Source organism: Nocardia sp. NPDC056000, assembly GCF_042269265.1.
Taxonomy (GTDB): domain Bacteria; phylum Actinomycetota; class Actinomycetes; order Mycobacteriales; family Mycobacteriaceae; genus Nocardia.
On record NZ_JBHJXS010000001.1, the window covers coordinates 22,834 to 42,834 of the forward strand.

20 protein-coding genes are annotated in these 20,001 nt (G+C 65.4%); 5 read left to right on the top strand and 15 right to left on the bottom strand.

The window, feature by feature from the left end:
• The 8 genes from ACFC4D_RS00110 to ACFC4D_RS00145 all read right to left on the bottom strand — a co-directional run bounded on the left by ACFC4D_RS00110 (position 1) and on the right by ACFC4D_RS00145 (position 8,334).
• Positions 1 to 2,466 carry an NADH-quinone oxidoreductase subunit G gene (locus ACFC4D_RS00110; RefSeq protein WP_376061002.1) on the bottom strand — a complete coding sequence of 822 codons (2,466 nt, stop codon included), beginning with the start codon at positions 2,464 to 2,466 and terminating at the stop codon, positions 1 to 3.
• Positions 2,463 to 3,800 (bottom strand): NADH-quinone oxidoreductase subunit NuoF, encoded by a 1,338-nt coding sequence (gene nuoF, locus ACFC4D_RS00115; RefSeq protein WP_376061003.1) that lies wholly within the window; start codon positions 3,798 to 3,800, stop codon positions 2,463 to 2,465. Before nuoF ends, ACFC4D_RS00110 begins: the two co-directional genes overlap by 4 nt.
• Positions 3,797 to 4,489 carry an NADH-quinone oxidoreductase subunit NuoE gene (gene nuoE, locus ACFC4D_RS00120; RefSeq protein ID WP_376061004.1) on the bottom strand — a complete coding sequence of 231 codons (693 nt, stop codon included), beginning with the start codon at positions 4,487 to 4,489 and terminating at the stop codon, positions 3,797 to 3,799. The genes nuoF and nuoE overlap by 4 nt, the downstream gene beginning before the upstream one ends.
• A complete protein-coding gene (nuoD, locus tag ACFC4D_RS00125) occupies positions 4,486 to 5,817 on the bottom strand; it encodes an NADH dehydrogenase (quinone) subunit D (protein WP_375967178.1) in 1,332 nt (443 codons plus the stop codon). Before nuoD ends, nuoE begins: the two co-directional genes overlap by 4 nt.
• A complete protein-coding gene (locus ACFC4D_RS00130; protein WP_375967180.1) occupies positions 5,817 to 6,599 on the bottom strand; it encodes an NADH-quinone oxidoreductase subunit C in 783 nt (260 codons plus the stop codon). Before ACFC4D_RS00130 ends, nuoD begins: the two co-directional genes overlap by 1 nt.
• On the bottom strand, positions 6,596 to 7,150 hold the full coding sequence (locus tag ACFC4D_RS00135; RefSeq protein ID WP_330180717.1) for an NADH-quinone oxidoreductase subunit B family protein: 555 nt from the start codon (positions 7,148 to 7,150) through the stop codon (positions 6,596 to 6,598). Before ACFC4D_RS00135 ends, ACFC4D_RS00130 begins: the two co-directional genes overlap by 4 nt.
• A 74-nt stretch (positions 7,151 to 7,224) precedes the next feature.
• Positions 7,225 to 7,605 carry an NADH-quinone oxidoreductase subunit A gene (locus tag ACFC4D_RS00140; protein WP_364634516.1) on the bottom strand — a complete coding sequence of 127 codons (381 nt, stop codon included), beginning with the start codon at positions 7,603 to 7,605 and terminating at the stop codon, positions 7,225 to 7,227.
• A 318-nt stretch (positions 7,606 to 7,923) separates the two neighbouring features.
• The gene (locus tag ACFC4D_RS00145) at positions 7,924 to 8,334 is read right to left on the bottom strand and encodes a hypothetical protein (RefSeq protein ID WP_376061005.1); all 411 of its coding nucleotides are present in this window, start codon (positions 8,332 to 8,334) and stop codon (positions 7,924 to 7,926) included.
• 198 nt (positions 8,335 to 8,532) lie between these two features.
• Between ACFC4D_RS00145 and ACFC4D_RS00150 the strand changes: the two genes are divergently transcribed.
• Positions 8,533 to 9,903, top strand: a complete 1,371-nt coding sequence (locus ACFC4D_RS00150) for a dihydrolipoyl dehydrogenase family protein (RefSeq protein WP_376061006.1) — start codon at positions 8,533 to 8,535, stop codon at positions 9,901 to 9,903.
• Positions 9,904 to 9,991: 88 nt separating this feature from the next.
• Positions 9,992 to 10,420 carry a CBS domain-containing protein gene (locus tag ACFC4D_RS00155; protein ID WP_376061007.1) on the top strand — a complete coding sequence of 143 codons (429 nt, stop codon included), beginning with the start codon at positions 9,992 to 9,994 and terminating at the stop codon, positions 10,418 to 10,420.
• Here ACFC4D_RS00155 and ACFC4D_RS00160 read toward each other — a convergent pair.
• Complete coding sequence (locus ACFC4D_RS00160; RefSeq protein WP_376061008.1) at positions 10,409 to 10,987, bottom strand: winged helix-turn-helix transcriptional regulator; 579 nt, start codon at positions 10,985 to 10,987, stop codon at positions 10,409 to 10,411. The genes ACFC4D_RS00155 and ACFC4D_RS00160 overlap by 12 nt on opposite strands.
• A 92-nt stretch (positions 10,988 to 11,079) precedes the next feature.
• Between ACFC4D_RS00160 and ACFC4D_RS00165 the strand changes: the two genes are divergently transcribed.
• Positions 11,080 to 12,291, top strand: a complete 1,212-nt coding sequence (locus tag ACFC4D_RS00165; RefSeq protein WP_376061009.1) for a pyridoxal phosphate-dependent aminotransferase — start codon at positions 11,080 to 11,082, stop codon at positions 12,289 to 12,291.
• 109 nt (positions 12,292 to 12,400) lie between these two features.
• Entirely contained in the window at positions 12,401 to 12,859 is a 459-nt protein-coding gene (locus ACFC4D_RS00170) for a VOC family protein (RefSeq protein WP_376061010.1), read from the top strand.
• Positions 12,860 to 12,917: 58 nt separating this feature from the next.
• Here the strand turns inward: ACFC4D_RS00170 and ACFC4D_RS00175 are convergent, their stop codons facing one another.
• From ACFC4D_RS00175 to tsaA, 6 genes are all read right to left on the bottom strand, one after another.
• Positions 12,918 to 13,340, bottom strand: a complete 423-nt coding sequence (locus ACFC4D_RS00175; protein WP_376061011.1) for a DUF4352 domain-containing protein — start codon at positions 13,338 to 13,340, stop codon at positions 12,918 to 12,920.
• Between the two features lie 311 nt (positions 13,341 to 13,651).
• Positions 13,652 to 14,836 (bottom strand): MFS transporter, encoded by a 1,185-nt coding sequence (locus ACFC4D_RS00180; RefSeq protein WP_376061012.1) that lies wholly within the window; start codon positions 14,834 to 14,836, stop codon positions 13,652 to 13,654.
• Positions 14,837 to 14,966: 130 nt separating this feature from the next.
• Positions 14,967 to 15,446 (bottom strand): MarR family transcriptional regulator, encoded by a 480-nt coding sequence (locus ACFC4D_RS00185; RefSeq protein WP_364634492.1) that lies wholly within the window; start codon positions 15,444 to 15,446, stop codon positions 14,967 to 14,969.
• A gap of 3 nt (positions 15,447 to 15,449) precedes the next feature.
• Complete coding sequence (locus ACFC4D_RS00190) at positions 15,450 to 17,213, bottom strand: MFS transporter (RefSeq protein WP_375967192.1); 1,764 nt, start codon at positions 17,211 to 17,213, stop codon at positions 15,450 to 15,452.
• Positions 17,214 to 17,363: 150 nt separating this feature from the next.
• Positions 17,364 to 17,672 (bottom strand): hypothetical protein, encoded by a 309-nt coding sequence (locus ACFC4D_RS00195; protein WP_364634485.1) that lies wholly within the window; start codon positions 17,670 to 17,672, stop codon positions 17,364 to 17,366.
• 58 nt (positions 17,673 to 17,730) lie between these two features.
• Positions 17,731 to 18,141: a tRNA (N6-threonylcarbamoyladenosine(37)-N6)-methyltransferase TrmO gene (gene tsaA, locus ACFC4D_RS00200; RefSeq protein WP_376061013.1), complete on the bottom strand. Its 411-nt coding sequence runs from the start codon at positions 18,139 to 18,141 to the stop codon at positions 17,731 to 17,733.
• A 122-nt stretch (positions 18,142 to 18,263) separates the two neighbouring features.
• Between tsaA and ACFC4D_RS00205 the strand changes: the two genes are divergently transcribed.
• Positions 18,264 to 19,994, top strand: coding sequence for an Imm49 family immunity protein (locus ACFC4D_RS00205; protein ID WP_376061014.1), 1,731 nt, complete (start codon positions 18,264 to 18,266; stop codon positions 19,992 to 19,994).
• Positions 19,995 to 20,001 lie beyond the last annotated feature (7 nt).

A 20,001-nucleotide genomic window follows, 5' to 3' on the forward strand; every position in this document is an offset into this window, starting at 1 on the left:
TCACTCACGGTGGTCCTCCCGACGGATGCGCACGAGGTGGCCGGGTGTGGTGCCGAGCTGCACCAGCACATCGGCCCCGGGGGAATTCATGGGCAGCCATACGACCCGGTCCGGCATGTCGGTGATGACCAGCGGGAGGGTGATATGGCCGTGATCGTTGCCGACCGTCACCGGATCGCCTGTGGTGGCGCCGATTTCGGCGGCGGTGACATGCGAGAGCCGCACCACCGGCGTCCGGGCGGTGCCCGCCAGGTTCGGTTCCCCGTCCTGCAATCGACCGCGATCGATGAGCATGCGCCACGCGGACAGGATCGCGGTGCCCGAGGTGGTCTGGGCGATCGGCTGCGGGCGATGGGTGGGCGTCGCGGCGGCCGGACCGTCCCACGCGCCCAGATCCGCCAATTCCGCACGCGCACTGGAGACATCGGGCAGGCCCAGGCGAATGCCCATCTCCTGCGCGATGGCGTCCAGCACCCGGTGTTCGGGCATGGGCGCGGCCTCGCGGCGCACGGTCGAATCACGCAGCGCGGCATCGAATTGCCGGTGCCTGCCCTCCCAGGTGAGGAAGGTGCCCGCCTTCTCCATGGCCGAGGCCACCGGGAACACCACATCGGCGCGCTCGCTGATATCGCTGGCCCGAAGTTCCAGGCTCACAACGAAACTCGCGGCGTCGATGGCGGCCAGCGCGGCATGCGGATCGGGCATATCGCCGACCTCGACGCCGCCGATGAGCAGTGCGCCCAGCGTCGGTGCGGCGGCCAGGATGGCGGCGGTATCGCGACCCGGGTTCATGGGCAGTTCGTCCACGCCCCAGGCGTCGATGAGCTGGTGCCGCGCAACGGGATCCGCGACCGGGCGTCCGCCCGGAAGCAGCACGGGCAGCGCGCCCGCTTCCAGTGCGCCACGTTCACCCGCGCGGCGCGGAATCCACGCCAGTGCAGCCCCGGTGTCATCGGCCAGGCGGGCGGCGGCCGATACGCCACCGGGAATTCCGCCGAGCCGCTCACCGACCAGGATGAGCGCATCGGGCTCGCGCAACATGGTGGCGATGTGGTGCAGATGTCCGGGAGCCACTGCGACGGAATCGGTTTCGCCGGTCCGAATCGCCTCCAGCAGATGCGGTTCCTCGCCGGGAGTGGCCGGCAGCAGCGTGCCGTTCATGCGCTGCAGTCCGCGCGTGGTGTACGGCGCGAGCGAATAGACCTCGGTGCCGTTCTTGCGGGCGGCCTTGCGCAATCGCAGGTAAACCATCGGCGATTCCTCTTCGGCCTCGAAGCCGATGAGCAATACGATCGGAGCACGCTCCAGCGCGGCATAGTCGACGGTGATGCCCTGTCCGGCAACACGTGCCGCGAGGAAATCCGCCTCCTCCGCCGAATGTTCCCGGGATCGGAAGTCGATATCGTTGGTAGCCAAGCCGACTCGCGCGAACTTGGAGTACGCGTACGCGTCCTCCAGTGTCACGCGCCCGCCGACCAGCACGCCCGCGTTGCCGCGCGCCGCGGCCAGGCCGCGCGCGGCGTGCGCGATGGCCTCGGACCACGAGGCGGGTTGCAGGGTGCCGTCCCAGGTGCGCACCAGCGGGGTAGTGAGCCGATCCCGCTCGGTCGCGTACTGGAAGGCGAACCGGCCCTTATCGCAGTTCCATTCCTCATTGACCTGCGGATCGTCACCGGCCAAGCGGCGCATGACCTTTCCGCGCCGATGATCGGTGCGCTGGGCGCACCCCGAGGCGCAGTGCTCGCACACCGCCGGGCTGGACACCAGATCGAAGGGCCGCGCCCGGAATCGATAGGTGCTGCCGGTGAGCGCGCCCACCGGGCAGATCTGCACGGTATTGCCGGAGAAGTAGGAGTCCATCGGCTCCCCGGCGGCGATTCCGACCTGTTGCAGCGCACCGCGATCCATCAATTCGATGAACGGGTCACCGGCGACCTGCTGCGAGAACCGGGTGCACCGCGCGCACAGCACACAGCGCTCACGATCCAGCAGAATCGCCGAGGACAGCGGAATCGGCTTGGGATAGGTCCGCTTCTCCCCGTCGAATCGCGATTCGGCCCGTCCGGTGGACATGGCCTGGTTCTGCAGCGGGCATTCGCCGCCCTTATCGCAGACCGGGCAGTCCAGGGGGTGATTGATGAGCAGCAGCTCCATCACGCCCTCCTGCGCCTTCTCGGCGGCGGGGGAGGACATCTGGGTGTGGATCACCATGCCCTCGGCCACCGTCTGGGTGCAGGAGGCGACCGGTTTGCGCTGGCCTTCGACCTCCACCAGACACTGGCGGCACGCGCCGACCGGATCGAGCAGCGGGTGATCGCAGAAACGCGGAATCTGCACGCCGATCAACTCGGCCGCACGGATCACCAGCGTCCCCGCCGGAACGGAAACCGTTGTGCCGTCGATGATCACGCTCACCATATCGGTCGGCGTGACTCCGCTGGCATTGGAATTGGCTATCGCGGTCATCGCACTCCTTCAGCCCAGGCGGTGGACCGGGCTGGGTCGAACGGGCATGCGCCGAGGCGGATGTGCTCGACGTACTCATCGCGGAAGTACTTGAGAGAGGAGAAGATCGGGCTCGCCGCACCGTCGCCGAGGGCGCAGAAGGATTTGCCGTTGATGTTGTCGGCGATATCCATGAGCTTGTCCAGATCGGTCTCGTGACCGGTGCCCTTCTCCAGGCGTTCGAGCAGCTGGACCAGCCAGTAGGTGCCCTCGCGGCAGGGGGTGCATTTACCGCAGGATTCGTGGGCGTAGAACTCGGTCCAGCGCAGTACGGCGCGCACCACACAGGTGGTGTCGTCGAAGATCTGCAATGCCTTGGTGCCGAGCATCGAACCCGCCGCGGCGACGCCCTCGTAGTCGAGGGGGACATCGAGGTGCTCGTCGGTGAAGATCGGGGTGGACGAGCCGCCCGGGGTCCAGAACTTCAACGTGTGGCCCGCGCGCACGCCTCCGGCGTGAGTCAGCAACTCGCGCAGCGTGATTCCCAGGGCCGCTTCATACTGCCCCGGTCGCGTCACGTGACCCGAGAGCGAGTAGAGGGTGAACCCCGGCGACTTCTCACTGCCGAAGGACCGGAACCAATCCACGCCATTGGCGAGGATGGACGGCACGGACGCAATGGATTCCACATTGTTGACCACGGTCGGGCAGGCGTACAGACCCGCCACGGCCGGGAACGGCGGACGCAGGCGCGGCTGACCGCGACGGCCTTCCAGGGAATCCAGCAGCGCGGTTTCCTCACCGCAGATGTACGCGCCCGCACCGGCGTGCACGACGATATCGAGGTTGTAGCCCGAGCCCTGGATGTTCTCGCCGAGATACCCTGCGGCATAAGCCTGTTCGACGGCCGCCTGCAAACGTCGCAGCACCGTCACGACCTCACCGCGCACGTAGATGAACGCGTGCGAGGCGCGAATCGCGTAGGAGGCGATGATCACGCCCTCGACGAGGGTGTGCGGACTCGCCAGCATGAGCGGAATGTCCTTGCAGGTACCCGGTTCCGACTCATCGGCGTTGACCACCAGGTAGTGCGGTTTGGTCACCCCGTCCGGGCCGGGGCCCTGCGGGATGAAACCCCATTTCATACCGGTCGGGAAGCCCGCACCGCCACGCCCGCGCAGACCGGAGTCCTTGACGGTAGCGATGACCTCGTCGGGCTGCATGCGCAGCGCCTTGGGCAGGCCGCGATAGCCGCCCTGGCTGCGATATGCCGCCAGGGTCCAGGAATCGGGTTCGCCCCAGTACTTGGACAGCACCGGGGTCAGTCCGCGCGGGGCGGCCTGGGTCTGCGTCACTTGCCGCCTCCGTTCGAATCCTGTTCGGCCGCATGCAGACCCGCGAGCGTGGCGGGTCCTGGTGCGCCATCGGTCGCACCGGGGCGCGCGTCCGGATAGCCCGCGAGAATGCGGGCGGTCTCTCGGAAGGTGCACAGCGGGATACCGCTGCGCGAACCCGTCACCTGATCGCCCTTGCGCAGCGAATCCACCAGGCCGCGAGCCGATTCCGGCGTCTGGTTGTCGAAGAACTCCCAATTCACCATGACAACGGGTGCGTAATCGCACGCCGCGTTGCACTCGATGTGCTCCAGGGTGACCGCGCCGTCGGCGGTGGTCTCCCCGTGCTTGACGCCCAAGTGCTGCTTCAGTTCCGAGAAGATCTCATCGCCGCCCATGACCGCGCACAGCGTGTTGGTGCACACCCCGACGTGGTAATCGCCGGTGCGCCCGCGCCGGTACATGGAGTAGAACGTGGCGACCGCGGTCACCTCGGCATCGGTCAATCCCAGCTGCTCGGCACAGAATTCGATGCCGGTGCCCGAGACATAGCTCTCCACCGATTGCACGAGATGCAAAAGGGGCAGCAGTGCCGAACGCGGATGCGGATACCGCGCGATGATCTCCTTGGCCTCCAACTGGAGCCGGTCGTGCACCTCCTGCGGATACGGGATGGGGCGCACGGTCAGATTGAGCAGAATCTCTGTCATCGGTCTACACCGCCCATAACCGGATCGATACTGGCCACCGAGGCGATGACGTCGGCGACCAGGCCGCCTTCGCACATCGCCGCCACCGCTTGCAGATTCGTGAAGGAAGGGTCGCGGTAGTGCACCCGGTACGGCCGGGTGCCGCCGTCGCTGATCATGTGCACGCCGAGCTCACCGCGCGGTGATTCGACCGCCGTGTACACCTGGCCGGGTGGAATGCGCAGCCCCTCGGTCACCAGTTTGAAGTGGTGGATCAGCGCTTCCATGGAGGTGCCCATGATCTTGCCGATGTGCTGCGGCGAATTGCCGAGGCCGTCCGGCCCCAGTTGCAGATCGGCAGGCCATGCGATCTTCTTGTCCGCCACCATGATCGGGCCCGGTCGCAGCTTGTCCAGGCACTGCTCGACGATCTTGAGCGATTCCTTCATCTCATTGACGCGGATGAGGTAGCGGCCGTAGCAGTCGCAGCCGGTATCGGTCTGGACATCGAATTCGTATGTCTCGTAACCGCAGTACGGCTGGGCCTTGCGCAGATCGTGGGGGAGTCCGGTCGAGCGCAGCACCGGGCCGGTGATGCCCAGCGCCATACAGCCGGTCAGATCCAGCACGCCGACATTGCGGGTGCGGGCCTTCCAGATGGGGTTCTCATTGAGCAGCAGTTCCATATCCCGCAGGCGCTTCGGCAGCAGGGCCAGCAGCTCGCGCACCTTGGACACGCCGTCCTCGGGCAGGTCCTGCGAGACGCCGCCGGGCCGGACATACGCGTGATTCATGCGCAGACCGGTGATGTTCTCGAAGACATCCAGGATCAGTTCGCGCTCGCGGAAGCCGAACAGCATGGGCGTGAGCGCGCCCAGCTCCATACCGCCGGTGGCGAGCGCCACCAGATGCGAGGAGATGCGGTTGAGTTCCATGAGCATGACGCGAATGACGCTGGCGCGCTCGGGAATATCGTCGGTGATGCCGAGCAGCTTCTCCACGCCCAGGCAGTACGCCGTCTCATTGAAGAACGGCGACAGATAGTCCATGCGCGTGACGAAGGTGACGCCCTGCACCCAGCTGCGGTATTCGAGATTCTTCTCGATGCCGGTGTGCAGGTAGCCGATACCGCAGCGGGCCTCGGTGACCGTCTCGCCCTCGATCTCCAGAATCAGGCGCAGCACCCCGTGTGTACTGGGGTGCTGTGGGCCCATATTCACGACTATGCGTTCCTCGGCGGCCCCGTCCAGGGCAGCGGAGATTTCGTCCCAGTCATTGCCGCCGACCGTGATGACGCGCTCGGGGCGCTCGCCGGTCTCGGGACGGGACTCGATATCGGTGTCGTGCATTAGGAGTACGCCCTCCGCTCGTCGGGCGGCGGGATGCGCGCACCCTTGTACTCGACCGGGATCCCGCCCAGCGGGTAGTCCTTGCGCTGGGGGTGACCGCGCCAGTCGTCGGGCATCGAAATCCTGGTCAGCGACGGGTGGCCGTCGAACAGGATGCCGAAGAAGTCATAGGTCTCGCGCTCGTGCCAATCCGTGGTGGGGTACACGGAGTAGAGCGAGGGCAGGTGCGGATCGGCGTCCGGCACCGAAACCTCCAGCCGCACACGGCGATTGTGCGTGATGGAGTTCAGGTGGTACACCGCGTGCAATTCACGTCCGGTGTCATCGGGGAAGTGCGCGCCGTTCACGCCCAGGCACAATTCGAAGCGCAGCGCCTCGTGATTGCGCAGGGTGAGCGCCACCGCGGGCAGATGCTCGCGCCGCACGTGCAGGGTGAGTTCATCGCGGAAGACCACGATCTTCTCGATGGCGTCCTCGAATGTGCTGCCGGTATCGGCGAGCGCGTCGTGCAGCACGGCGACCAGCTCGTCGAAGTAACCACCGTAGGGCGGCGCGCTGCCGCCGGGCAGGCTGACCGTGCGCACCAGGCGGCCGTAGCCGGAGGTGTCGCCGGTGCCGGTGACACCGAACATGCCCTTGCGCGTGCCGATCACCTCATCGGCCGGAGCCTGTGCGGGTTCGGTTGCGGCGCTCTGGGTTTCGTCCGGCTGCGGGGTAGCATCGCCAGGTTTCACGGCGTCCTCCGGAGGGCTTTCCGTGCCGGTCGGCGCATCGAACGTCATCGCAACAGCCCCTTCATCTGAATGGTGGTGGGGCTGGCGAGGGCGGCGGCCTCGGCGGCGCGCACGGCTTCCTCACGATTGACGCCGAGCGGCATCTCCTGAATCTTCTCGTGCAGCTTCAGGATCGCGTTCAACAGCATCTCCGGGCGCGGCGGGCAGCCGGGCAGGTAGATGTCCACCGGCACGATGTGATCCACACCCTGCACGACGGCGTAATTGTTGAACATGCCGCCCGAGGATGCGCAAACACCCATGGCCAGCACCCATTTCGGTTCGGTCATCTGGTCGTAGACCTGGCGCAGGACGGGGGCCATCTTCTGGCTCACCCGTCCGGCGACGATCATCAGGTCGGCCTGGCGCGGCGAGGCGCGGAACGCCTCCATACCGAAGCGGGCGATATCGAAACGCCCACCGCCCGTTGCCATCATCTCGATCGCGCAGCAGGCCAAGCCGAATGTCGCGGGCCACAGCGAGCTCTTGCGCAGATAGCCGGCCAAATCTTCCACCGTGCTCAGCAGGAATCCGCTGGGCAGTTTCTCCTCGAGACCCATGTCGAACTACATCTCCCGGATCGGAACACCCCGCACGGGGCAGGCTGTTCTGGTTGGAATCCCCTGTGTGCGGCTCAGTCCCAGCTGAGCCCGCCTCGCCTCCACTCGTAGGCGTAGGCCACCGAGACGTTGAAGATGAACAGCGCCATCGCCGCCAGCCCGAACAGGCCGAGCGAATCGAAATGCACCGCCCACGGGTAGAGGAAGACGATTTCGATGTCGAAGATGATGAACAACATGGCGGTGAGGTAGTACTTCACCGGAAAGCGTTGTCCCGCACCATTTCCTGGACCGCCACCGACGGCGTGCGGGGTCGGCTCGATACCGCACTCATACGCTTCGAGTTTGGCGCGGTTATAGCGCTTGGGGCCGATCATGGCCGCAAGCAGAACTGAGAACACCCCGAACGCGGCGGCTACCGCGCCGAGGACAAGCGTCGGCACCTCGATATTCACAACAGCACTACCCCTCCTGCGGACTGACGCGTGTGGACGGCAGCTGCCGAGGCGGGCTGACATCGTTGTCCGCCGGGCCAGTCACACCAGGGCACCACTCGTCGAGGGCGCGGACTTCGGGGGACTGACGCGGCGGCTTCATTGATACCGGGGCCCGCGCTCGTGTGAGCTACGGCACAGCCTACAACTCAGACGAGAACATACATGACGTTTCGCGACGGTGTTTGATCGAATTCGGAACGGTCTTTCATGACCGATTCGACGGAATCGCGAATGTCACGTGACATAGATTTCCCCAGGTGACGGGGAGCGGAAAGATCAGGCCGCGGAACGGTTCCTGAGTACGCCGAGCACGGCGTCGGTCAACCGGATCGGATCGAGCGGATGCGAGACCGCGGCCTCCGCACGCGACCAGTTCGCCAGCCACACATCATCCGGTCGGCCGGTCAGGACCACGATCGGCGGGCAGTCCGCGATCTCGTCCTTCAACTGTTTGGCCAGGCCCAGACCACCGGTCGGCGCGGATTCGCCGTCCAGAATGGCCAAATCGAGCTCACGCGCATCCATGCGCTCGATGACAATCGGACCGGTGGCCACCTCGAGATACTCGATCGGGGGCAATTCCGGATGCGGGCGTCTACCCAGAGCCAGCATCACCTGCCTCCGAGTATCGGCGTCACTGCTGTATACGAGAACCCGCAACGCGGCGGGACGCTTCGGTTCGGCCACGCACCGGATGGTACGGGTTAGGTATGACCGCTGGTGGCAGGTTCGCCGGAATCCCTCCGCGCGTCGCGGCGAAACTCCGGCGGATTGGGCGGCCGCGCCGAAGTATTACCGGACCGGGACGAGTCGGCGGGGCGGGTGTTGTCATGTGCGGCGGCACATTAACGTCGGACGGGACCGCCGCCGAACGAAAGAGGAGCCATGCCTGCCGAAGCCGTGGATGTAGTCGTGATCGGAATGGGGCCGGGCGGTGAGGATCTGGCGACCCGGCTGGCGCATGCCGGACTCAATGTCATCGGTGTCGACGGGCGACTGGTCGGCGGTGAGTGCCCGTACTACGCGTGCGTGCCCACCAAGGCGATGGTGCGTGCGGCCGGGGCGCTGGCGGAGGCGCGGCGGGTGGGCGAGCTCGCGGGATCGGCTGTGGTGACACCGGATTGGGCTCCGGTGGCCGCGCGGATTCGCGATGAGATCACCGACAATTGGGACGATACCGCCGCGGTGGTGAAATTCGAGAAGGCCGGAGGGCACTTCGTGCGCGGCTGGGGGCGGATCAGCGCACCCGGTGAGGTCACCGTCGCGACCTCCGATGGCGATCGCGTCTTCCGGGCGAGCCGGGGCATCGTACTGAATCCCGGTACCTCGCCGCAGGTTCCGGCGTTGCCCGGTCTGGCCGAGACCCCGTACTGGACCAATCGTGAGGCCGTCGCGGTCACCGAGGTGCCCGAATCGCTCATCGTGATGGGCGGCGGTCCGGTGGGTGTGGAGTTCGCGCAGGTGTTCTCGCGCTTCGGTGCGAAGGTCACCGTGATCGCCAGTCATCTGGTGCCGCAGAACGAACCGGAAGCGGGGGAGTTGCTGGCGAAGGTCTTCGACGCCGAGGGCATCGCGGTCCGCAGTGGGCACGGCACGGCGGTGAGTCATGACGGTTCGCAGTTCACGGTCGAACTCGACAGTGGCGATCCGGTTCGCGCGCAGCAGCTGCTGATCGCCACCGGCCGCCGAATCGATTTGTCCGCCTTGGGCATCGGAGCCGTCGGCCTGGATGAGTCGGCCCGCAGTATCACCGTGGATGAGCGCCTGCGCGCGGCTCCCGGTGTCTGGGCCATCGGCGATGTGGTCGGTCACGGCGCTTTCACACATATGTCCATGTACCACTCCCGCATCGCGGCGGGCGATATCCTCGGCGACTCCGATGAGACCGCCGAGTACCACGCGGTCTCGCATGTCACCTTCACCGATCCGGAGATCGGCGGTGTCGGCATGACCGAGGCGCAGGCGCGCAAAGCCGGTCTGAATGTCCGCACCGGTTTCACCGAACTCCCGAATTCCACCCGCGGCTGGCTGCACAAGACCGGCAATGCGGGTTTCATCAAACTCGTCGAGGACGCCGATCGCGGCATCCTGGTGGGTGCCACGTCAGTGGGCCCTGACGGCGGCGAAGTTCTCGCCGTCTTGACGCTGGCAGTGCATGCGAAGGTGCCGACCAGCGTTTTCCGCCGAATGATCTTCGCCTATCCCACATTCCATCGCGCCGTCGAGGCCGCGCTGGATGCACTGTCTGCCAGTTAGGTTTCGACGCACAAAACGTTGCTGTTCACTCGCTCGCGAACGCGCCATCCTGATAGGCATCGATGGTTCGAGCAATTGGCGGTGGCATATGCGAATCTCCGAGATCCTGCGTCGCAAGGGACCCGATGTGGTCACAGTTGCACCGGATGCGACAGTGCGGGACCTGATCAGAGTGCTGGCAGAGAATAACGTCGGCGCGGTCGTGGTGTCCGACGATGGTGAACACATCGTCGGCATCGCCTCCGAACGCGATGTCGTCCGCCGCCTGCACACCGTCGGCGCGGACCTACTCGAGCGTCCGGTCTCGGAAATCATGACCGCGGTCGTCCACACCTGTTCCCCCGACGACCGCGTGGAGTCATTGAACAAGACCATGACCCAACACCGAGTCCGGCACCTACCGGTCCTGCAGGACGGCCGCATGGTCGGCATCGTCAGCATCGGCGACGTGGTGAAAAGCCAAATCTCCGAACTCGAAACCGAACGCGAACACCTGGTTCGGTATCTACACGGCTGACGAGTCGGGCGTCGGGAGCACGCGTGCTCCTGTCGCCACCTCGGTGGCGGTGGGCAGGTCTAACCGGAGTTCGAGATCGGATGCGACGGCTGGGCCGTCGTGGTGGGTGATGCCGTTCTCGGTAATGACGTAGTGCAGGGTGGTCTCACCGATATGGACGGTGGCGGTGCCCTGTGGAAGTACTTGGGCGACAGCGCGTCCCAGTGGCAGTGCGAACCAATGTGCACGGACCGCATCGGTAGGACGGCGCTCGCCGAGATGTTCGGTGCCCCATGAGGACAGCGCGTCCAGCGCTGGGCGCAGGGCCGCGCCCGCCGACGTCAGTTCGTACACTGCGGTGGCCGCGCGGGGGCCGACCTTGTTGCGGGTGAGGATGTCGTCGCGTTCGAGTTCCTTGAGGCGGGCGGCGAGGACGTCGGTGCTGATGCCGGGGAGGTCGGCGAACAGGTCGCTGTAGCGGCGGGGGCCGGAGCAGAGTTCGCGGACGATCAGGAGGTTCCAGCGGTCGCCGACTATGTCGAGGGCGCGGCTGACGGCGCAGTAGTGGTCGTAGCTTCGGCGGGGCACGGATCTACTGTAACTTCTAACTTGGAAAAACAAAGTGCAAACTTGGAAATTCCAAGTAAGGTATGCCGCAAGCGCATTCAGAAGGGACTTCCATGCAGGTCAAGCAGTCGAGCAAGCTGTCGGGTGTGTCGTATGAGATCCGCGGGCCGGTGGCTGAGCATGCGGCACGGCTGGAGGCGGAGGGTCATCATGTGGTGAAACTCAATACCGGCAACCCGCTGCCGTTCGGGTTCGAGGCACCCGCTGAACTGCTGCATGACATGGTGCGGAACCTGCCGGTGTCCAGCGGCTACTCGTCATCGAAAGGGCTGCTCTCGGCGCGGCGCGCGGTGGTGCAGTACTACCAGACGCTCGGGGTGACCGGGGTCGACGTCGAAGAGGTGTTCCTCGGCAACGGCGTCTCCGAACTCATCATGATGGCAATGACCACACTGCTGGAGAACGGTGACGAAGTCCTCGTTCCAGCACCGGATTTCCCGCTCTGGACCGCCGCCACCGCGCTCAACGGCGGTAAGCCCGTGCACTACATCTGCGATGAGGGTTCGGACTGGTTCCCGGATGTGGCGGATATCGAATCCAAGGTCACCGATCGCACCCGCGCTATCGTGCTGATCAACCCCAATAATCCGACGGGAGCGGTCTATTCGCCCGAGGTGGTGCGCGAGGTGCTCGAGGTCGCGCGGCGGCACAACCTCGTAGTGTTCTCCGATGAGATCTACGACAAGATCCTCTACGACGATCTGCAGCACACCGCGACCGCCTCACTCGCTCCCGATCTGCTGGTGCTGACCTTCTCCGGACTGTCGAAGTCCTACCGCGCGGCCGGATTCCGCTCCGGCTGGCTGGTGGTCTCCGGTCCGATCGAGCACGCACAGAACTATCTCGAGGGTCTGACCATGCTCGCGGGTCTGCGGTTGTGCGCGAATGTGCCTGCGCAGCAGGCGATTCAGGCCGCGCTCGGCGGACATCAGAGCATCTACGACCTCACCCTGCCCGGTGGCCGCCTGCGCGAACAGCGTGACCGGGCCTGGGAGGCGCTCAATACGATCCCTGGCGTCTCATGCGTGAAGGCCAAGGGCGCGCTGTACGCGTTCCCGCGCATCGACCTCGATATGTATCCGATCCACGATGACGAGCAGTTCGTGCTGGACCTGCTGCTACAGGAGAAGATCCACATCGTGCAGGGCACCGGCTTCAACTGGCCGCGCCCCGATCACTTCCGCATCGTCACCCTCCCGTACGCCGATGACCTGGAGGCGATCATCGAGCGCATCGGCCGCTTCCTGGCCACCTACAAGCAGTGACTCGGGACGCGAAAAAAGTTTTCGAGAAATGTCCGGAGATACGTCGAGGGGACGTGATTGGCTCCGACCTGTAGGTGAAACAAGCTCACCAACACCCCAGGAGCCCATCATGACCACCACCGTCAACACCTTCCTCTGGTTCGACAACCAGGCCGAGGAGGCCGCCGAGTTCTACACCGGCCTCGTCGCGGACTCCCGCATCACCGATATCTCCCGTGGCCCCGACGGCACGGCCTTCGTCGTCACCCTCGAACTCGCCGGGCACGCGCTGACGCTGCTCAACGGCGGCCCGGGCCACACCTTCACCGACGCCGCCTCCCTCCAGGTCGTCGTCGACGGCCAGGACGAGGTCGACCGCCTGTGGGCCGCCTTCACCGCCGACGGCGAGCCCGGCCCGTGCGGCTGGCTCACCGATAAGTACGGCTTCTCCTGGCAGATCGTCCCCTCGGGCCTGCCCGCCCTGCTGAGCGGAGCCGAACCCTCCCGCATGATGGCCGTCAACGCCGTGATGCGGACCATGACCAAGATCGACCTCAAGGCCCTGCAGGACGCGTACGACAACGCCTGACACCGACCAACGCAATTCGGCCGGTTCCACGGAACCGGCCGAAGCGTTGTGCACCACTCTATTTGAGCGCCACCCGCGCCCCACCCGAGAACGCCGAGTCGTGCAGTTCGATGGCCGCCGGAACCGTCCCCTTCGGCACATCGAACGGGATCGACACCGATAACTTGTTCCCCGGATTGATTTCCGCCGTGAGGCTCGTATTCACGGCCAACTCCGCGGCCGTGTCATTGCTGTACTGCTTTCCCTGATCGTCGATCAGTTTCTGGTTATCGCCGAAGTAGCTCTGCGCTTTGTCTCCGGTATTGGTGATATCAACGTGCACCACGACGTACTCACCCTGCGCCGTCTTGCGCAGAATCTCATTGTCGCCCAACGCCGCAACGGCCGGATCCACCGAAGTGACAATGAAGGCGAACTTACCGTCACGCACCTCCGACCCCGCCGCGGCCGCCGACGTGCGCTTATCCTCGCTCTTCGACACTTCGTGCGCCGCCGTGCTGAAAATCGCGACACACCCGCCGAAGAACAGGACTATTACCCCGAGCAGCACCCACGGCCATATCTTTCGTTTTCGCGGCGGCGGAGCGGGATACCCCTGCCCGTACATGGGCTGACCACCCGGAGGCGGGGGCGGGGGTTGTTGAGGATTCGACATGGCACCCTCGATTCACTATCCGGCAAGGGCCGACCCTCCCTTGCAGTGGGATCGATCAATGGTGCCAATTATGAACCGGCGCTTGAACTCCAACACGCGTTCCAGGAATTGGCTGATCTTTATGGCACGAATCGTCGCTAATGGGCCAGCTTTTCGGACAAATCAGAAAGGCAAATGACCAGTACTGCAATTGCGATGGCACCGCCGCAGACCAGGACGGTTGATGGGGAGGTGCGATCGAGGAGTAGGCCGCCTGCTAGGGCTCCGGCGCAGAAGGTGGCTTGGAATGAGGCGGTGAACAGGGTTGAGGAGACCTCGGCGTGGTCGGGAACTGCGGCGGCGAACCAGGTTTGGAGGATGACGGGGATGCCGCCGTATCCGATACCCCAGACGGTCAGCAGGGCTGCGGCGGCGAATTCCCGGTGGCCGAATACCGGCAGGAGTAATAGGGCGGCCGCCATCAGGGTCGCGGCTGCTCCGAGTGCGGCGCGTGGACTGCGGCCGACCAGGTTGCCGCCCAGGAAGTTTCCGGCGATGCCCGCGATTCCGTAGATGAGCAGCAGTGCGGTGACGTTGCCGACGCCGGTGACCTGTTCGAGGAAGGGGGTCACATAGGTGTAGGTCCCGAATTGGGCTGTGACGATGAGAAGCGTTGCGAGGAGGGCGAATCGGGTGCCTGCGGCGGTCAGGCCCGTGCGGAGTGTCGACCAGCCGAGTTCCTGATGCGCGGGTAGTGCGGGTACCGCGAAGGCGAGCAGTGCGAGCACCGCCGCCGACAGGATGGCCAGCACCACGAACGCGGCTCGCCATCCGGCGATATCTCCTATGAACGTCCCCACCGGGACTCCCAGTACCGAACCCAGCGGCACCGCGGCGAAGATCACCGCTGTCGCCCGCGCCGCGGCTTCCGGCGGCACCAGCCTGCTCGCCAATCCCGCTGCGATGGACCAGTATCCGCCGATGGTGATTCCGAGCAGCACCCGAGAAGCCAGCACCATCCAGAACGCCGGGGCGACGGCCGCGATCAGATTGGCCGCCACCAGCAGGAGGGTGCAGACGATGAACAGGCGTTTGCGGTCGACCCGCGCTCCCGCGACGCTGACCACCGGGGCCGAGATCGCGGCGAGCAGGCCGGGCATGGTCATCATCAGCCCGGCCATGCCATCGGACACGGTGAAATCCGCGCCGATCGCGGTGAGCAATCCGATCGGCAGGATCTCGGTTGTCACGATCGCGAAGATGCCGAGCATGACCGCGAGGACGCCGAGCCATCGGACGAATCCCGGCTTGGCGACCGAGGAGGGTGCGAGAAGTATGGACACGCAGTCCACTTCACCAACCCGATGATCCGATCACCGGCGGTTCCCGGCCACCATAGTTCGCGGCGGTACCGGGGAGGCGGTGGCGACGCGCAGCCCCCGGTTCACAGCGATCGACCGGCTGATCGAGTGGTCAGTCCGAGTCGGGCTGCTGGTCCAATGCTTCGATCAGGGTGCCAAGCGATGACATGAGCGCCTCGCGCTGCGGCTGATCCAGATTGCCCATCGCGGCGGCGAAGCGCTGGATGCGAGCCGAGGTGAGGCCGGTGACCAGGTTGTGCGCCTGGGCGGTCGCGCTCAGCAGTTGAGCGCGGCCGTCCTCCGGATCGGCTTCGCGGACGATATAGCCCGCCTTCTCCAGGCCCGTCACCATGCGGGACATGGTTGGCGCGCTGACCCTTTCGATATTGGCCAGATCGCTGAGCCGCATCGGCCCGCCGCGCGCCACCGAGGCCAGCGCCGATGCCGCGCCCGGACTGAGCGAACCCAGGTCACCCGAATGGCGCAGCAGCCGGAGCAGGCGGCCGATGGTGTGGTAGAGCTCGGCCGCCTCGGTCAGCTGATCGGGGTCGGCGACACTCGTGTGCTGGTGCAGTGCGGCCTCCTCGATCAAGGGTCAGATTCCCGCGCGGTCGGCTTCGCGGAGTTCTTCGACTTCGTCGGGAACCTTCCCGCTGCCCGCGAACCACGATGCCACCGCACCGATCAGCATCATAAGTGCGGCCGCGAGGAACACGACCACCAGACCCGAGTGGAAGGGGCCGGAAATCAAGTGCGGGAAGAACTCCTGGCCGGTCAGCACGTCGGAGTTCACGCCCGGCTTGTCGAGCGTGCCGCTCGGGCCGAGCAGTTCCTTGAACGGGTTGTAGCCCAGGAACGTCGCGAAGAGGCTGCCGACGGGCGGCATATCCGCGATCTGCCCCGCCACCGCGGGGGAGACGCCCTGTTCACGCAGCCCGGAATCCATTGCGCCGGGCAGGGTTCCGGACAGGCCGACGATCATGAGTGAGAAGAACACGCCGATCGAGAGCGCCATGCCGCCGTTCATGAGGGTGCCGCGCATGCCCGAGGCCACACCGCGCTGCGATGCCGGGACCGATGACATGATCTCCGCGGTGTTCGGCGAGGTGAAGATGCCGGTGCCGAGACCGTTCAACAGAATGATCAGCGCGAACAGCCAGTAGTTGAAGTCCACCGGAATCACCACGAGCAAAACGAAGGTGACCGCGGCGAGCAGCAGGCCACCGGCCGCGAAGTACCGCGCGCCGTACTTGTCGCTGAGCCAGCCCGAGATCGGTCCTGCCACCAGGAATCCGGCGGTCAACGGCAGCATGTAGATGCCGGCCCACAGGGGAGTGGATTCGAAGTCGTAACCGTGCAACGGCAACCAGATGCCCTGCAACCAGATGATCAGCATGAACTGCATGCCACCGCGTCCCACCGAGGCCATCAGGCCCGCGAGATTACCGAGCCCGAACGCCCGATTCTTGAACAGCGACAGCTGGAACATCGGCTGCGCGACCCGGGATTCGATATAGCAGAACAGCACCAGCAGTGCGATACCGCCGAATACGGCGGCCAGCACCAGCGGGTTGTCCCAGCCGGTCTTCGAATCACCGTGCGGCTGAATGCCATACGTGATGCCGGTGAGCAGTGCGGTCAGACCGAGCGCGAAGGTGATGGTGCCCGGCAGATCCAGCGATCCGGCGGTGCGCATGCCGTTGTCGTGCAGCGAGCGGTAGGACCACACCGTGCCCAGGATGCCGAACGGAATGGTGACCCAGAAGATCGCCTTCCAATCCCACTCGGACAGAATGCCGCCGATGAGCAGGCCCAGGAACGAACCGGCAACGGCCGCAACCTGATTGATGCCCAGCGCGACACCGCGCCGATTCGCCGGGAACGCATCGGTGAGGATCGCCGCGGAGTTCGCCATCAACATGGCACCGCCGACGCCCTGCACCACTCGCCAGCCGATCAGCCAGATGGCTCCCGCCCCGTGTGTGAACGGATCGAATGACAGCGCGACCGCGCAGATCGTGAACACCACGAACCCGAGGTTGTAGATCTTCACTCGCCCGAACATGTCGCCGAGCCGCCCGAACAGCACCACCAGCACGGCCGAGGTGAGCAGGAAGCCCATGAGCAGCCACAGCAGATAGCTGACATTGCCGGGTTCCAGCGGATTCAGATCGATGCCGCGGAAGATCGCGGGCAGCGAGATGATGACGATCGAGGAGTTGATGGTCACCATCAACATGCCCAGGGTGGTGTTCGACAACGCCACCCACTTGTAGTGCGGATGATCGCGATCCACCCGGAGCCGCCTCCGAATGGTCTGAACATCACCGCTGTCGAGGTCGGTGGTCGGCGCACCCATGCAGAGCCTCCAAAACTGAATCGAACGAACTCGTCCAATATAGTTGCATAAGGCTAACTAACGAAATGGTGACGTGTCCCACTGGCCGGATCATGCCCCGGACATGGGTGAACAGCGCGGTGGCGGCACCGCGCGATGATCAGCGTTCGGTCAGAGCGTGAGCTGCTCGGATTGCCAGTCGCGGCCGAACAGCGAGAGCTGCGGCGAGGCGGACTCGACATCGGCATTGAGACTGCGCAGGCAGCGCACGCAGGTGACGGCAGCTCGGGTCGGCTGCAACGCCGACGGCGACCATCCCGCGACTCCGGTGTGGCACAACAGTTCCGGGACTTCCTCGGTGCCGAACCAGGTGCCCAGGCCGACCGCGTGCACGGTGCGGCCGTTGCGGACGATGGCGTGCACCCCGGGGTCGCCGAATTTCGCCCGTGCGGTTGCGGCCAAGGGGGCGATATCGGTCATGAACTGGACCATACGGACGCCCTACGACAAACTACGACAACTTCGCCGTTGGGGACCGCTATCGCTGGTCTATCGGGCCCAGCACGGGCTTGATATCCAGGATCGGCGTACCGTCCACCGCTTCCAGATCGCGGACCCGGACTCGGGTGCCGTCGATCGACACGATCGTGACCGTGTGCAGTCCGATCGGATTGGGGCGATGCGGGGACCGCGTCGCGAAGACACCGGTTTCGGCACGGGTCAGATCTCCGCGCGGGTGCACGACCAGTCGATCGCGAGCGGCCCGGTCGAGCCAGGTGAGAACGACGATTTCCGCACCGGCGCTCAGACCGGTCAGCGCGGGAGCGAATTCCGCCGCCAGCACCAGATCGCAGTCGGGAGCGCCCTCGTCACCCTGTCGTGGCGCGGCGTCGAGGTCGGTCAGCGGTGATTCCACGCGGCCGATGGGATGAAACATCTGATCCGCCATGGTCGATACCTCTCGTTTGGTTTGTCATTGCGATACTGCCATCGCCTATCACGAAGCAGCACAACATCTTCGAAGTTTCCCGGCGAGGGATACGCTGTGTCGCCACACAAAGGAGATGGAGCGTGGAGTTCCCGCTGTACGGCGTCGCCGACGACCGTGTCGAGGCCGCACTGACCGATATCGATCGGCGAATCTGGAAGTCCTGGTACACGATTCGATACGACTCGCGCGATCCGGTTACGGAGCTGTGGGGGATGGTCGACGCACTGCTGGACTACGTCGGAGCGGAATCGATCAAAGACCGCGATGTGCACGCCGAGCCCGCGCGTATCGCGATTCGCACCGCCGCCGAAGCCGCGTTCGGGGCGATCTGTCTGGAGCGGTGGCCCGGCGGCAATCAGGACATTCGATTGCTGATGATCAATGAGGCCATCTCCTCGGAGAGGCAGGATTTCCGCCACCTGACCGAGGGGGTCCCGGCGGTGTCCCGATGGATGGAGTCGTACTGGTTGATGATCCTGGGCGGACAGGTCGCCCTGCAGGGCGCGGTCCTGGTAGAGGATCACGCACCGGAGGTGGCCGACGTTTGCGGCGACAGCGTCGAAGGGCTCGTCGTGATGGCACTGTCCGCCTATATCGCCGGGCCGTTTCCGGAGTCCTACGTATGCCTGCCGCCGCCCACCGTTCGACAGCATCACCTCGATCGCCTGGCAGCGGCCCCGATCACCGCGGGTTCGGAGGCCGGAATGCTGCGGGCGCTGCTGGCCGATGACGAAGCGGCCTTCGAGCAGGAGCGGGAGACATGGCTGGCCTGGCATCGCGAGCAGTTCGGCGCTGATCCGGAGCCCCGGGATCTGCTGCCGCTGCCCGTGATGGGGTTGACCGCACTGGCCGTGCACGCGCACGGCTGGCGCGCCCAGGCCGACACGGGCTGGCTGCCGCCTGGCCTCCCCATCGAGATCGACGGTGTCCCCGCCGTACTGACCGTCTCGGTTCCGGCGCATCCCGGCGAACGGCGGAGTACGTCCCAGCTCGCACGAACCCTGAGAAATCTTGTCGCCGACGCGATCTCTAACCTGGAGCGATCACCCCGGTCCATCTTCTCGGCGTTCGCTTTGGCGGAGTTCTCCCTGCGGGCACAGTGCGCGGCCTACTCGCCCGGGGACAGCCCGCACGAGGCGCGCATGGCGGCCATCCACGCCTTGCAACTGGGCTGCGCGATGCTGGAGCTCACCGCACGCACCGAAGGTATCGTCGAATGCGAGATCGACGGCTACATCCGTCGCATTCGCGCGCTCGGACCGTGCTCCGAGCAGCGGGTCGAGCATTGGACGACCACCTTCTACCTGGGCCTGATCTGCGCGGATCCGGAACGCTTACAACAGCTTTCGCGCATCCCGATCGCCTCCCTGCGCTCACCGCGCGTCTTCGAGGAAGAGTTTCACTTCCGCTGGGTACAGACGCTGCAAGCCTGGTTCGCCGATGAGCCCGACTGGACCGAGCGGCTCGGCGAGGCGATCACACTTTCCCGCCCCGAAGTCGCGACAACCGTCCCGACCGACTACCTCAGCCTGATCCTCTACCAGCCGATCAGCCTCTTCCACATCCTGCACCGCCGCGACGAGCGCGCCTTCAACGACGCCCTGACCCGCGCCCTGCGCCTGCACCGCGACTACTGGACCGACAGGGAACACCCCGAAACCCTCGAAGCCGACCTCGCCCTGGGCCCCCTCGCCATAGCCTGCCTCGCCCAGGACTGCGGCCACGCCATCAACGTGAGATCCGACTACCTGCCCCATGTTCTGCTACAGCGAGGCTGGCCGCAGGACTACGGAATCAGCATTGGGGCGTAGTGAGATT

Bases quoted from the DNA above. Each gene is read 5' to 3' on its own strand.
- ACFC4D_RS00110 (WP_376061002.1), bottom strand. From the start codon at position 2,466: ATGACCGCGATAGCCAATTCCAATGCCAGCGGAGTCACGCCGACCGAT.
- nuoE (WP_376061004.1), bottom strand. From the start codon at position 4,489: ATGACAGAGATTCTGCTCAATCTGACCGTGCGCCCCATCCCGTATCCG.
- nuoD (WP_375967178.1), bottom strand. From the start codon at position 5,817: ATGCACGACACCGATATCGAGTCCCGTCCCGAGACCGGCGAGCGCCCC.
- ACFC4D_RS00130 (WP_375967180.1), bottom strand. From the start codon at position 6,599: ATGACGTTCGATGCGCCGACCGGCACGGAAAGCCCTCCGGAGGACGCC.
- ACFC4D_RS00135 (WP_330180717.1), bottom strand. From the start codon at position 7,150: ATGGGTCTCGAGGAGAAACTGCCCAGCGGATTCCTGCTGAGCACGGTG.
- ACFC4D_RS00150 (WP_376061006.1), top strand. From the start codon at position 8,533: ATGCCTGCCGAAGCCGTGGATGTAGTCGTGATCGGAATGGGGCCGGGC.
- ACFC4D_RS00155 (WP_376061007.1), top strand. From the start codon at position 9,992: ATGCGAATCTCCGAGATCCTGCGTCGCAAGGGACCCGATGTGGTCACA.
- ACFC4D_RS00165 (WP_376061009.1), top strand. From the start codon at position 11,080: ATGCAGGTCAAGCAGTCGAGCAAGCTGTCGGGTGTGTCGTATGAGATC.
- ACFC4D_RS00170 (WP_376061010.1), top strand. From the start codon at position 12,401: ATGACCACCACCGTCAACACCTTCCTCTGGTTCGACAACCAGGCCGAG.
- ACFC4D_RS00190 (WP_375967192.1), bottom strand. From the start codon at position 17,213: ATGGGTGCGCCGACCACCGACCTCGACAGCGGTGATGTTCAGACCATT.
- ACFC4D_RS00195 (WP_364634485.1), bottom strand. From the start codon at position 17,672: ATGACCGATATCGCCCCCTTGGCCGCAACCGCACGGGCGAAATTCGGC.
- tsaA (WP_376061013.1), bottom strand. From the start codon at position 18,141: ATGGCGGATCAGATGTTTCATCCCATCGGCCGCGTGGAATCACCGCTG.